At 60.5% G+C, this 13,879-nt stretch carries 11 protein-coding genes; 8 read left to right on the top strand and 3 right to left on the bottom strand.

Annotated elements, in window-relative coordinates:
- Positions 1–147: 147 nt before the first annotated feature.
- From CHC01_RS15045 to CHC01_RS15020, 6 genes are all read left to right on the top strand, one after another.
- Positions 148–390 (top strand): cysteine rich repeat-containing protein, encoded by a 243-nt coding sequence (locus CHC01_RS15045; RefSeq protein ID WP_068735855.1) that lies wholly within the window; start codon positions 148–150, stop codon positions 388–390.
- Positions 391–621: 231 nt separating this feature from the next.
- A complete protein-coding gene (hpnC, locus tag CHC01_RS15040; protein WP_089265074.1) occupies positions 622–1,503 on the top strand; it encodes a squalene synthase HpnC in 882 nt (293 codons plus the stop codon).
- Positions 1,500–2,354: a presqualene diphosphate synthase HpnD gene (gene hpnD / locus CHC01_RS15035; protein WP_439066587.1), complete on the top strand. Its 855-nt coding sequence runs from the start codon at positions 1,500–1,502 to the stop codon at positions 2,352–2,354. The genes hpnC and hpnD overlap by 4 nt, the downstream gene beginning before the upstream one ends.
- Complete coding sequence (gene hpnE / locus CHC01_RS15030; RefSeq protein ID WP_089265073.1) at positions 2,354–3,604, top strand: hydroxysqualene dehydroxylase HpnE; 1,251 nt, start codon at positions 2,354–2,356, stop codon at positions 3,602–3,604. Before hpnD ends, hpnE begins: the two co-directional genes overlap by 1 nt.
- Before the next feature lie 42 nt (positions 3,605–3,646).
- Positions 3,647–5,620 carry a squalene--hopene cyclase gene (gene shc / locus CHC01_RS15025; protein WP_502695658.1) on the top strand — a complete coding sequence of 658 codons (1,974 nt, stop codon included), beginning with the start codon at positions 3,647–3,649 and terminating at the stop codon, positions 5,618–5,620.
- Positions 5,617–6,351, top strand: coding sequence for a phosphorylase (locus CHC01_RS15020; RefSeq protein WP_089265072.1), 735 nt, complete (start codon positions 5,617–5,619; stop codon positions 6,349–6,351). Before shc ends, CHC01_RS15020 begins: the two co-directional genes overlap by 4 nt.
- Before the next feature lie 199 nt (positions 6,352–6,550).
- Here the strand turns inward: CHC01_RS15020 and hpnH are convergent, their stop codons facing one another.
- Together hpnH and ispH are read right to left on the bottom strand one after the other, a co-directional pair.
- Positions 6,551–7,720 carry an adenosyl-hopene transferase HpnH gene (hpnH, locus tag CHC01_RS15015; RefSeq protein WP_089265071.1) on the bottom strand — a complete coding sequence of 390 codons (1,170 nt, stop codon included), beginning with the start codon at positions 7,718–7,720 and terminating at the stop codon, positions 6,551–6,553.
- A 21-nt stretch (positions 7,721–7,741) separates the two neighbouring features.
- Entirely contained in the window at positions 7,742–8,707 is a 966-nt protein-coding gene (ispH, locus tag CHC01_RS15010) for a 4-hydroxy-3-methylbut-2-enyl diphosphate reductase (RefSeq protein WP_175367947.1), read from the bottom strand.
- Positions 8,708–9,100: 393 nt separating this feature from the next.
- Between ispH and hpnN the strand changes: the two genes are divergently transcribed.
- Complete coding sequence (gene hpnN / locus CHC01_RS15005) at positions 9,101–11,689, top strand: hopanoid transporter HpnN (protein ID WP_089265069.1); 2,589 nt, start codon at positions 9,101–9,103, stop codon at positions 11,687–11,689.
- Here the strand turns inward: hpnN and CHC01_RS15000 are convergent.
- Complete coding sequence (locus CHC01_RS15000) at positions 11,679–12,386, bottom strand: DUF2147 domain-containing protein (protein WP_089265068.1); 708 nt, start codon at positions 12,384–12,386, stop codon at positions 11,679–11,681. The two genes, hpnN and CHC01_RS15000, sit on opposite strands and share 11 nt — an antisense overlap.
- Positions 12,387–12,485: 99 nt before the next feature.
- On the opposite strand from CHC01_RS15000, the gene hpnO reads away from it, so the two are divergent.
- Positions 12,486–13,877, top strand: coding sequence for an aminobacteriohopanetriol synthase HpnO (gene hpnO, locus CHC01_RS14995; RefSeq protein WP_089265067.1), 1,392 nt, complete (start codon positions 12,486–12,488; stop codon positions 13,875–13,877).
- The last annotated feature ends 2 nt before the right edge of the window (positions 13,878–13,879 follow it).

Here is a 13,879-nt window from a genome sequence, read left to right as displayed (position 1 = left end):
GGCGGGAATGTTCTGTGTCCTGATTGCATCCATCGCCGCGAATTCGCCGATGTACCTGAAGATAAAGCCTTCCCGGCGATGCGAATGTTTCAGTTTATGCTATGCACCACACGGGCTGTGATCTCGTCACCATACTGAAGGAAGACAATGCGTAAATTTCTCCTGGTACTGTCCGTGCTTTCCGCATCTGCCTCGACCGGTGCATTGGCCCAGCAAAACCAGCCCCGCAGCGGCACCGACGCGGAGCAGAAGGCCTGCACCCGCGACGTACAGAAGCTCTGCCGCGCCGTCATGGATCAGGGCGACCTCGTTGTTCTGTCCTGCCTGAAGGAAAACCGCCCCAAGATCAGCAAGGCCTGCAACGACGTGCTGGTCAGCCACGGCCAATAACCCCGCCCTAATGCGAGATTCCGGGCTCGTGGCGCCGTTTTGGTCTCGCCGCGAGCCCGCCAAGACGTGATCCGGCCCGGCACTGGCTGCGGCCGAAAGTGGCATATTGGCATTGGTCTCACGGGCCAATTTGCCCTATATGGGGGCTCGCGGCCGACCCCGCCTGCCGGTATTACCGGACCTTGGCGGCCCCCGAGCCACCCTGTTCAAATCCAACGTAGCCAGTTCTGGATGACCCCTGCGAGCGAACTGCGATCCGGCAAGACCGATCGTGACGAGAATTTTCCTGTCGCGTCGTGGATTATCCATCCGCGCCACCGGGCGCTGATTCTTGCCTTCTATAATTTCGTCCGGACCGCAGACGACATTGCCGATCACGCGCTGCTCGATGCGCCGGCGAAACTGGCCCTGCTCGACGAGCTGGAGGCCGACCTGCTCGGTCAGGGTGATGGCCAGGCCGAAGCCGTCGTCCTGCGCGAGGCGCTCCAGATGCGCGAGATGCCCCCGCGTCATGCGCTCGACGTCCTGACAGCTTTTCGGATGGACGTGACCAAGCTGCGCTACGCCGACTGGGATGAGCTCATTCATTATTGTTCGTTCTCGGCGATGCCGGTCGGACGTTTCATGCTCGACGTGCACGGCGAAAGCAAAGCCACCTGGCCGGCGTCGGATGCGCTGTGCGCGGCGTTGCAGATCAACAATCACCTGCAGGATTGCGGCAACGACTATCGCGATCTCGATCGGGTCTACATTCCGCAGGACACGCTGGACCGGCACGGCGCCTCGGTGGACGATCTCAAGCAGGCAAAGGCGTCGCCGGCGCTGCTGGCCTGTATTCGCGAGCTGGTCGCCAAGACCGAAACCCTGATGCATGAGAGCGAGACGCTGACGGTTCATATCGCGGACGTCCGGCTTGGCTGCGATGTCGCCGTCATCGAGACTTTTGCCTGGCAGATCCTGAAGATGCTGAAAGTGCGCGATCCGCTCAGCGAGAAGGTCCATCTCTCGAAGGCCAGCATGGCAGGCTACGCGCTGGCCGGCATTGCCGGCGGGCTGTGGCGCCGCGCGACCACCAGCGCGCCGATGCCTCGTTCGACGACGCCGGGCGCATGAACCAGATGACGAGCCAGGTGAATAATAGTGAATCTCAGAGCGAGGTTCAGGGCGTTGCTGCCGGGAGCTCGTTCTATGCCGCGATGCGCATTCTGCCGCGTGCCCAGCGCGATGCGATGTTCCAGATCTACAGCTTCTGCCGTCAGGTCGACGATATCGCGGATTCCGATGGTCCGCGCGACGTCAGGCTCGCCGACATGCAGCAGTGGCGCGCAGATATCGATGCGCTCTATGCAGGCAATCCGCCGGCGCGTGTGCGCGACTATGTCGGGCCGATCAAGCAATTCGGCATGCGCAAGGAGGATTTCATCGCCGTCATCGACGGCATGGAGATGGATATCCCTGCAGATATTCGTGCGCCCGATGACGCAACGCTTGATCTGTATTGCGATCGTGTTGCCAGTGCCGTCGGCCGCCTATCGGTGAAGGTGTTCGGCATGCCGGACGAAGATGGCATTCTGCTTGCGCATCATCTCGGCCGTGCGCTGCAGATCACCAATATCCTGCGCGATATCGACGAAGACGCCGGTATCGGTCGTCTCTATCTGCCGCGTGAGCTGCTCTATCACGCCGGCATCACGTCGAGCGATCCCGACGTGGTGCGCGCCAGCCCGGCATTGCCGAAGGTCTGTGTGCCGCTGGTGAAGCGGGCGCAGGCGCATTTCGAAAAATCCGACGAGATCATGGCGCGTAACAAGCGCCGCGTGGTGCGCGCGCCGCGGATCATGTCGAAATATTATCACGCCATCCTGGAATTGCTGGTGGCGCGCGGCTTTGCTTTGCCGCGCGACCCCGTTCGTCTCGGCAAGGCCTCCAAGATAGCGATCCTGCTGCGATACGCGATCATCTGATGCAAAAGACCGCTCATATCATTGGTGCCGGCGTTTCCGGCCTGTCGGCCGCCGTGCGTCTCGTCAATGCCGGCTTCAAGGTCCACGTCCATGAGGCGACGCAGCAGGCCGGCGGCCGCTGCCGGTCGTATTTCGACGCGCAGACACAGCTCCAGATCGACAACGGCAACCATCTGGTTCTGTCGGGCAACAGCCATGTCGTCGCTTATGCAAAGTCGATCGGCACCGAAGCCGGGCTCGTTGGTCCGCAGCGGGCACAATTCGCATTTGCCGATGCCAAAACTGGCAAGCGCTGGCAGCTCGATCTCGGCGATGGCAAGATCCCGACATGGTTGTTCGACAAGACGCGCCGCGTCCCGGACACATCAGTTGCCGATTATCTCGCGCTGTCGCCGCTGATCTGGTCATCGAATAGTCGCCTGGTCGGCGATGCCATTCGCTGTGAAGGCGTCCTCTACGATCGTCTGGTGCAGCCACTGTTGCTGGCCGCGCTCAATGTCGATCCGCCGGAAGGGTCGGCTGGTCTGGCCGGCGCCATCGTGCGCGAAACGCTGCTGGCAGGCGGCCAGGCGTGCCGACCGCTGATCGCGCGCGCTGGTCTTAGCGATGTTCTGGTCGAGCCTGCGATCGAATTGCTGCGTGCCAAGGGCGCCGGCGTTCATTTTGGTCATGAGCTGCGCGGTTACACCATGAGTGGTGATCGCGTAACCGAACTGAAGTTTGGCGCTGATGACGTCATCACGCTTGGTGCGGACGACGTCGTGGTGATGGCTGTTCCGCCATGGGCCGCGAAGTCGCTATTGCCTGGTGTGAAGACGCCGACCGAATTCCGTGCGATCGTGAATGCGCATTTCAATTATGTTCCGCCAGCAGGCCACGCGCCGCTGATTGGCGTTGTCGGCGGTGTCGTGGAATGGCTGTTTGCTTTCCACAATCGCCTGTCGATCACGATCAGCAATGGCGATCGTTTCGTGAACACGCCGCGCGAACAGTTTGCGCAACAGATCTGGGACGAGATCTGCAAGATTTCGAATATCCAGGCGCCACTGCCGGCGTGGCAGATCGTGCGCGAGCGCCGCGCCACTTTTGCGGCTACGCCTGCCCAAGATGCTCTGCGTCCGGGCACGCGCACCGATTTCAAGAACCTGTTTCTTGCAGGCGATTGGACCGATACCGGTCTGCCGGCGACTATTGAGGGATCGGTGCGGTCGGGTGACCGCGCGGCCGATCTCGTTCTGGCGATGCGCTGACCGTTGCGCAGCCAGACGATTATTTACGACGAGTACGGAGATATGGCGAGCGAGATGCATTCGGTCAGTCCAGAGATCACAATTCAGAACGCGGCGCTCGAGACGAGCATTGCTTCGGCGAAGCAGGGCCTGCTGAAGTTCCGGCAGCCTGACGGCCATTGGGTATTTGAGCTCGAAGCCGACGGCACGATCCCGTCAGAATACGTGTTGTTGCGGCACTACCTCGGCGAGCCCGTCGATGCCGAGCTTGAAGGCAAGATCGCCAACTATCTGCGCCGCACCCAAGGCAAGCATGGCGGCTGGGCGCTGGTGCAGGACGGCGACTTCGATATGAGCGCCAGCGTGAAAGTGTATTTCGCGCTGAAGATGATCGGCGATTCGACCGACGCGCCGCATATGGTCCGCGCCCGCGAAGCGATCCGCTCGCGCGGCGGCGCCGTCAACGTCAACGTCTTCACGCGCTTCCTGCTCGCGATGTTCGGCATCCTCTCCTGGCGCGCCACTCCGGTGCTGCCGGTTGAGATCATGCTGCTGCCGATGTGGTTTCCATTTCACCTCAACAAGATGTCCTACTGGGCGCGCACCACGATCGTGCCGCTCATGGTGCTCGCGGCGCTGAAGCCGCGCGCGCAGAACAAGAAGGGCGTCGGCATCGACGAGTTGTTCCTGGAAGATCCATCCAGGATCGGTGGCATTAAACGCGCGCCGCATCAGAGTCGTGCGATGTTCGCCTTCTTCACCGGTATCGATATTCTGCTCCGCGCCGCCGAACCGTATTTCCCAAAGAAACTCCGCGCCCATTCGATCGCGAAAGCCGTCGAGTTTTGCGAGGAGCGCCTGAACGGCGAAGACGGTCTCGGCGCGATCTATCCGCCGATGGCCAATATGGTCATGATGTATGAAGTGCTCGGCTTCCCCGCCGACTATCCGCCCCGCGCCATCCAGCGGCGCGGTATCGACAAGCTTCTGATTGTCGGTGAGGTCGAAGCCTATTGCCAGCCTTGCGTATCGCCAGTGTGGGACACCGCGCTGACCGCGCATGCGATGCTGGAGACCGGCGGCGATGAAGCGTTCGGTCCGGCGAAAGAAGGGCTCGACTGGCTGGCGACCAAGCAGGTGCTCGACGTGAAGGGCGACTGGGCGGTGAAGCGGCCGGACCTGCGTCCGGGCGGCTGGGCGTTCCAGTACAACAACGCCTATTACCCGGATCTCGACGATACGGCCGTGGTGATGATGGCGATGGACCGCGCGCGCCGTCAGACCGGCGGCAAGGAATACGACGTTGCGCTCGATCGCGGCCGGGAGTGGATTCTGGGCATGCAGAGCAGCGACGGCGGCTTCGCGGCGTTCGAGGTCGATAACCTCGAATATTACCTCAACAACATCCCGTTTTCGGACCATGGCGCACTGCTCGATCCGCCGACGGAGGACGTCACCGCGCGCTGCGTCTCGATGCTGGCGCAGCTTGGTGACACCTTCGAGACCTCAAAGCCGCTGGCAGACGGTGTGGAATATCTGCGCCGTACCCAGCTCGCGGAGGGCTCCTGGTATGGCCGCTGGGGCCTGAACTACATCTACGGTACCTGGTCGGTGCTGTGTGCGCTGAATGCTGTTGGCATTGACCATCAGGATCCGGCGTTTCGCAAGGCGGTGGCCTGGCTGCTGTCGATCCAGAACGAGGACGGCGGCTGGGGCGAAGATGCGGTCAGCTACCGACTCGATTACAAGGGATTCGAGGCGGCCCCGAGCACGTCGTCGCAAACGGCATGGGCTTTGCTTGCCCTGATGGCGGCAGGCGAGGTCGATAATCCGGCTGTCGCCCGTGGAACGCGGTACCTGATGGACACACAGACGGAAAAAGGACTCTGGGACGAGGCCCGTTACACGGCTACCGGCTTCCCCCGCGTGTTTTATCTGCGTTATCATGGCTACTCGAAATTCTTCCCGCTCTGGGCGTTGGCGCGGTTCCGGAATTTGAAGAGCACCAACAGCAAGACGGTAGGGGTTGGGATGTGATTTTGGGCGATGGGGGCATTTCGACCGCGGGCGATACAACCGACCCGCGGCCGGTATTGATCGTCACGGGGCTGGTCCAGGAAGCGAAGATCGCTGCCGGGCCGGGAATGACCGTGATTTGCAGTTCAAGTGACCCTGTCCAGCTCCGCAGCCTGCTGGCTGACTTCGACCCCGCCACCATCCGCGGCGTTATCAGCTTCGGCGTCGCCGGCGGTCTCGATCCCGATCTCAAATCAGGCGCTGTCGTTGTGGCCACGGAAGTGGTGGCCGGTAACAGCCGTTGGTCAGCGTCCGAGGTCCTTAGCGACGAACTGATCGCCGGTGCCGGCGTCGGCCGCCAGAAGGTGTTTCGCGGCGGTCTGGTTGGTGTCGAAAAGGTCGTGACGGGGCAGGCCGGCAAGGCCGCGCTGCGCTCGGAATTCGGCGCCGCTGCCGTCGATATGGAAAGCCACATCGCCGCGGAATTTGCCGCCATGGCCGGACTGCCGTTCGCCGCACTGCGCGTCGTCAGCGATCCCGCCCATCGCGCCCTGCCGGAAATCGCCACCACTGCGATCAAACCCAATGGTGATGTCGATCTGCGCAAGGTGCTGCGCGGCATTGCCCGCAATCCGCTGGTGATTCGGGCGCTGGTTTCGACCGGGCGCGACTTCAATCGCGCGCTACGCAGCCTGCGCGACTGCCGCAGCTATCTGCTCGGGCACACGAACCTCGTTTCCGCGGACGCGTAGCTGACGATACGCGGTCATTCCGGGGCGCGGGCGCACTTCGCGCACGCGAACCCGGAATCTCAGCATGGCTGAACACTTCCAGATTCCGGGGTCGCCCTTACGCGGCTTTGCCGCTTCAGTGCGCCCCGGAATGACGATGGGATTAGAAAAAGGGCGCGATCTGCATCGCGCCCTTTTTTTGTATTCAGCTTGGAATCGCTCAGGCGGCGGTCGAAGCCTTCTGCGCCTTTTCCTCTGCCTTGGCGGCAGCGGCGATAGCTTCTTCCTTGCGGATGTCCGACAGGCGCTTCTGAACTTCCGACGAGAACACGTACTGCGCCGGGCGCTGCTTGGTAAGGTCGATTTCCGGCGCCATCGGACCCGACGTTTTCACGCCGCGCATCGCCACCCACATGGCCTTGAACGGGTTGCTGATCGCTGCATCCGCGGCAGTCGGCTCATAGCCGCAATGGGCCATACAGTCGGCGCACTTCTCGTACTTGCCGGTGCCGTAGGTGTCCCAATCGGTGGTGTCCATCAGTTCCTTGAAGGTCTTGGTGTAGCCTTCACCGAGCAGGTAGCAGGGCTTCTGCCAGCCGAAGATGTTGCGCGCGGGCATGCCCCACGGCTTGCACTCGTATTCCTGGTTGCCGGCGAGGAAGTCCAGGAACAGGCCAGAATGCATGATGTTCCACTTCTTGCCCTTGCCGAGTGCAAAGACGTCGCGGAACAGCTTCTTGGTCTTGGTGCGGTTCAGGAAGTGCTCCTGATCCGGTGCACGCTCATAGGCATAGCCCGGCGACATCGAGACGCCGACGCCGAGCTCCACGGTGAAGTCGAGGAACTTGGCGATGTCCTCGGCCGCGTGGCCGTCGAAGATGGTCGCGTTGACGTTGACGGCGAAGCCCTTGGCCTTGGCGGCCTTGATCGCGGAGACGGCGCGGTCGAACACGCCTTCCTGCGACACGGCCTTGTCGTGATGATCCTTGAGGCCGTCGAGATGCACCGAGAAGAACAGGTAGGGCGACGGCGTGAACAGGTCGAGCTTCTTCTCGAGCAGCAGTGCGTTAGTGCAGAGTGAGACGAACTTCTTGCGCTCGACCAGGCCGCGCACGATCTCGCCGATTTCCTTGTGGATCAGCGGCTCGCCGCCCGGGATCGCAACCATCGGCGCGCCGCACTCGTCCGCAGCATCCCAGCATTCCTGCGCCGACATGCGGCGGTTGAGGATAGCGTTCGGATAGTCGATCTTGCCACAGCCGACACAGGCCAGGTTGCAGCGGAAAAGTGGCTCCAGCATCAGCACCAGCGGATAGCGCTTCTGGCCAGTCAGCTTCTTCTTCAACAGATAGGAGCCGATCTTCATTTCTTTAAAAAACGGAATGGCCATTTCGAATTTTCTCTCTGCGCATCACATCGTGACGAAGGTGGATCGAACCGCGGTCAGTTCGGCGGGTAGCTTGAATTCGATATTCTCTTCACGTCCGGGCAACACCGACACCGCAACCGGTCCGATCCGCCGTAAGGTCTCGATCACGTCATCTACAAGCACTTCTGGCGCGGATGCGCCAGCCGTGATGCCTACGGCACGCGCATCCTTCAACCAGGCGGGGTTGAGTTCGCTGCCATCGGCAATGAGGTAACTTGCGACACCGACTTCGGTGCCGATTTCGCGCAACCGGTTCGAGTTGGAACTGTTGGTCGCCCCGACGACCAGGATGACGTCTACAAGTTTACTGAGGTCTCTTACCGCAGATTGGCGGTTTTGTGTTGCATAGCAGATATCGCGGGTATCGGGGCCCTCAATGTCACTGAAACGCTGTTCCAGGGCTAAAATGATGTCCTTGGTGTCATCCACGCTGAGGGTCGTCTGGGTGATATAGGCGACCGGTTCCTGCGGTGGCAGTGTTAGTGCCTTGACGTCCTCAACGCTCTGAACAAGGTAAACCGGGCCGGGTACCTGTCCCATGGTACCGTCGACCTCCGGATGGCCTGCGTGGCCGATCAGGATGACCTTACGGCCTTTGGACATGTACCGCTTGCCCTGGTTGTGGACCTTGGTGACAAGCGGGCAAGTTGCATCCAAAACAGGCAGGCCACGGCTGGCCGCTTCTTCCTCGACGCTCCGGGCGACGCCGTGGGCGCTGAAGACGGTCATGGCATTCGGAGGTACTTCGGAGAGTTCCTCGACGAAAATGGCGCCCTTGGCCTTCAGACTCTCGACCACGTATTTGTTATGGACGATCTCATGGCGGACATAGACCGGCGCCCCGTAGCGCTCGAGAGCACGCTCCACGATCTCGATGGCACGCACGACGCCCGCGCAGAAGCCGCGCGGCTGAGCCAGAAAGATTTCAAGGGGACGACGATCAAGCACGTGGTACAAAGTCCATAATCGATTCCGGTATAATCCTTAATTCTGTACCACAATCAGGCACATATCCAGCCCAGCTGGATATTTGAGCCGTTCTGTGTGACAAAAATCACTCAGTATGCAATCACGAACCGAAAACGTGGTTTGCGACAACTGGCCGGGTTGCGGTAATATCTTGCGGTTGCGCCCAAGAACCTGAAAACTCTCACTTGTTCGTCACTTTACGGCGCGACGAGGCGTCGCTAACACGGCCGTTGCTACGGTGATCAGCACGTTTTATGCCATCCCATCACATTGCTGAAAGCAAAGCGCATCCAATGCGAAAGTAATGGTTTGCGGAACCCTCCCTCGTGAACCGCATTCTTTGCGTGCCTCGCCCAAATAGAAAGAAAAAGCGTGCTGACAAGAGTTGTCGTCTCGGTCGTGAACTTCTGCACCCGGTTTGCCCTGCCGGTGGTGCTCGTTTGTGTGCTTCTTTCGATTGGCGCGAGCTATTACACGGCGAAGAATTTCTCGATCAATACAGACATCAACAAGCTGATCTCGCCCAATCTCGATTGGCGTCAGCGCGACATTGCCTTCGATAAGGCCTTCGACCAGGAGCGTCTGATCATCGCGGTGGTTGAGGCGCCCACGCCTGAATTCGCCAATGCCGCAGCCAATGCGATGGAAGCGAAGCTGGTGACCAACAAGACGGATTTCGACTCGGTTCGCCGATTGGATGGCGGAGCGTTCTTCGAGAAGAACGGCTTGCTATTCCTGCCGACCAAGGAAGTTGCGCAACTGACGGGCCAGTTTCAGCAGGCTGCTCCCCTGATCGAAATCATGGCCGGCGATCCCAGTCTGCGCGGTCTCACCGGCGCGCTGGAGACCGGCCTCACCGGCATTCGCCGTGGGCAGCTTCAGCTCGACGCTGCGGCGCCGACCTTCAACGCCGTCTCGCAGACCGTTGAGGACGTGCTGAAAAACGGCAAGGGCACCTTCTCATGGCGCGGGCTGGTCAGCGACAAGCCTCTGACGGATGGCGACAAGCGTGGCTTCATCGAAATCAAGCCTATCCTCGACTTCAACGCGCTTGAGCCCGGCAAGACCGCGACAGATGCGATCCGGCAGGCTGCCATCGACCTGAACATCGCTGGCGAATACGGCGCACGCGTGCGGTTGACCGGCCCGGTCCCCATCGCAAACGAGGAATTCTCCACCGTGCAGGATGGAGCCATCGTCAACGGGATCGGTACGGTTTTGATCGTGCTGGTCATCCTCTGGATGGCGCTGCACTCGGCCAAGATCATCGGTGCCGTGTTCGCAACGCTATTCGTGGGCCTCGCCACAACGACCGCCGTCGGTCTCATGATGGTGGGTTCGCTGAACCTGCTGTCGATTGCATTTGCCGTGTTGTTCGTCGGCTTGGGTGTCGATTTCGGCATCCAGTTCAGCGTGCGTTACCGCTCCGAGCGCTACAAGAACGACAACCTGCCGCTCGCTTTGACGAAGGCGGCCGAATATTGCGCCGTGCCGCTGTCGCTCGCCGCTTTCGCAACGGCTGCCGGCTTTCTGTCGTTCCTGCCGACCGATTACAAAGGCGTGTCCGAACTCGGCAAGATCGCCGGCGCCGGCATGATGATCGCGTTCCTGACCAGCATCACCGTTCTGCCGGCATTGCTCGACCTCTTGAATCCCGCGGGCGAAAAGGAGCCCGTCGGTTATGCGTTCCTGGCACCTGTCGACCGTTTCCTGGAAGAGAAGCGCTTCTGGATTATCGGCATCACACTGGCGCTCACGATCGCCGGTCTGCCATTGCTCTACTTCCTGAAGTTCGACTTCAATCCGATCAACCTGCGCAATCCGAACGTCGAGTCGATCGCGACCTTCCTCGATCTGCGCAAGGATCCGAACACCGGCGCCAATGCGGTCAACATCATGGCGCCAAACGAGGCCGCTGCGAAACAGGTCGAAGAACGTCTCTCCAAGGTCCCGGAAGTTGCTCGTACGATTTCGCTCGGCAGCTTCGTTCCTGAGGATCAGCCCGCCAAGCTGAAGGCGATTCAGGAAGGCGCGAAAATTCTCGAGCCGGCTTTGAATCCCGAGTCGATCGACAAGGCGCCAACCGATGCGGAAAATGTCACTTCTCTGAAGGATTCGGCGGCGAGCCTGCGCAAACTTGCGGGAACGCAGACCAGTCCCGGCGCCGTCGCCGCGAAGCGTCTGGCGGATGCGTTGGCCAAGACCGCCGATGCAAGCCAGCCTGTTCGCGATCAGGTGCAGGCGACCTTTGTGGTGCCGCTCAAGCTTGCGTTGGGGCAATTGCGTAATCTGATGCAGGCGAGCCCGATCAGTTTGCAGACCTTGCCAGCCGAATTGGTGAATTCGTGGAAGACTAAGGATGGCCAGATCCGCGTCGAGGCGCAGCCCAACGGCGATCCGAACGATAACGACACATTGCGCAAGTTCGCCGATGCCGTGCTGAAGTCCGAGCCGCTCGCCGTCGGTGGTCCGATCTCGATCCTGAAGTCGGGCGACACCATTGTCACCGCCTTCATTCATGCGGGCATCTGGGCGCTGCTTTCGATCTCGTTGTTGCTGTGGCTGGCTTTGCGGCGCATTAGCGACGTGCTGCTGACTATCGTTCCCTTGCTAGTGGCGGGAACGGTTACGCTGGAGATCTGTGTGTTGATCGGCTTGCCGCTGAACTTCGCCAACATCATCGCGCTGCCGCTGCTGCTCGGCGTCGGCGTGGCGTTCAAGATCTACTATGTGACGGCCTGGCGGGCAGGCTACAAGAACTTGCTGCAGTCATCGCTGACACGCGCGATTTTCTTCAGCGCGCTGACGACTGCCACGGCGTTCGGCAGCCTGTGGCTGTCGAACCATCCGGGCACCGCGAGCATGGGTAAACTGCTCGCGATGTCCTTTGTCGTGACGCTGGCGGCCGTGCTGCTATTCCAGCCGGCTCTCATGGGTAAACCGCGCGAGACTAGTGAGTGACCTTGTTGATTTCGGGCAGCAGGCAGATATCGCCGATATCGGCCGGCTGTCCCGGCACCGGCGCTGCAGCGGTTTTCTGACCGGCAGGAGCGGCGGCCTTGGGGGCGCCGGCAGCGGGAGCTGGTGCAGCCTTGGGTGCAGCAGCAGCTGTCGGAGTAGCCGCTGGGGCCATCTTGCCGCCGGTGGCGGCGCCTGCCTTGGGCAGGGCGCCCTTGGCGGTGACGTTCGAGGGGCTCGATGGAATCGACGGGCCTACGCGCGTCCAGGTCTGACCGCCGCACAGGAAACCAAGGACGCATCCTTCGATTTCAAGTTCGTCAGCAGTATCACCGAGCTTGATCGTCGATTTATAGAATTTTCCGTCCTTGGCATTGTAGACCTGACCCGCCCATTTGTCGTTTGCGGCATTCTTTTTCATGTCCAGCAATGTCACGATGCCCAGAGTGGGGCGCGCCTTCTTGGTGGCATCGGGATTGTTCTTGTCGATCCCGCCGGGGGTCTTTTCCCAAGCTACGGCCCCCCACATGCTGCCACCGCATTCGGCAACACGAATATGCGCGACGCCGTCCTCGACCTTCCAATCGCCGGTCGGATCAGCTGCAAATGCGGGAGCCAGCCCTGCCGAAAACAAGCCTGCCGAAAAAAGGATTCCGCAATATGTAAGAGTACGCGTAGTAATGCGTGGGCGCTGCAACATGTTTAGACCTATGCTTAAGTAGCGGTTCTCGGCGAAGTCAAATCGCCGCATTTACGGTTTTCAGTTGACGAAGCGACCATCAACCGACGTATGTAACTCATGGTATATCCGAATCTAGACGTTTCCGAGATGTTTGTTGAACGGGAGGCGCAGCGTAGCTCGATGCATACGCGCCATCTTAATGAACAGCTCGTTCGAGTCCTCAAGACCATCGGATATGACGTTGGCTTTCAGCGAGGCATCGGCCAGTATTTGTTCGACCGGGACGGCGCCCGTTATCTCGATCTACTGAGCGGATTTGGCGTTTTTGCGATTGGCCGGAACCATCCGGTGATGCGGAATGCGCTCAAAAGCGTGCTCGACGCCGACATGCCCAATTTGGTGCAAATGGATGTTTCCACACTCGCAGGTATCCTCTCAGAGAAGCTGCTGGAAAACGTCCCCTATATGGACAAGGTGTTTTTTGCGAACTCGGGCGCGGAAACCGTCGAGGCGGCGATCAAATTTGCTCGCAATGCGACCGGCCGCGACGGGATCGTATATTGCGATCACGCCTATCACGGACTGACCTATGGCGCGCTGTCGCTGACCGACGACACCAATTTCCGCACCGGCTTCGGCCCGCTGCTCTCGGGCTGCACCACGGTGCCATTCAACGACCTCGAAGCGCTGGAGAAGGCGCTGTCGTCCAAGCAGGTTGCCGGCTTCATCGTCGAACCGATCCAGGGCAAAGGCGTCAACCTGCCCACCGACGAATTCCTGTCGGGCGCCGCGGCGCTGTGCCGCAAATACGGCACGCTGTTCATCGCCGATGAAATCCAGACCGGCCTCGGACGCACCGGAAAATTTCTGGCGATCGAGCACTGGAATGTCGAACCCGACATGATCCTTCTCGCAAAGGCTTTATCGGGAGGTCATGTTCCTGTTGGCGCGCTGCTGACGCGAAAAAGCATCTTCGACAAGATCTTCAACCGGATGGATCGTTCGCTGGTCCATGGTTCTACCTTTGGCAAGAACGATCTGGCGATGGCCGCCGGTATTGCCACGCTGGAGATCATGAAGCACGAGAAGCTGGTCGAGAACGCGGCCAAGCGCGGTGCCGAATTGCGGCTCGCTCTGCAGAATATGATTCCCGAATTCGAGCTTCTGAAAGAAGTACGCGGTAAGGGCCTGATGATCGGTGTCGAATTCGGCCCGCCGAAGTCGCTGCGCCTCAAGGCATCGTGGAACATCCTGGAGTCGGCCAGCAAAGGCCTGTTCTGCCAGTTGATCACCGTGCCGCTGTTCAAGGAGCAGAAGATCCTGACCCAGGTCTCCGGCCACGGCAGTCACACCATCAAGCTACTGCCGCCGCTGGTGGTCACCGAGGACGACGGAAAGTGGATCGAGAACTCGTTCCGTACCGTGATCGCCGATAGCCATAAGGTTCCTGGTGCGATCTGGTCGCTCGGCAAGACGCTGGTCGACAACGCCGTGCGGAAGTCAGCCTAGGT

Source organism: Tardiphaga sp. OK246 (assembly GCF_900188215.1).
Classification (GTDB): Bacteria; Pseudomonadota; Alphaproteobacteria; order Rhizobiales; family Xanthobacteraceae; genus Tardiphaga; species Tardiphaga robiniae.
Note: the sequence above shows the minus strand (reverse complement) of the source record. Positions and strands in the feature narration are given on the sequence as shown.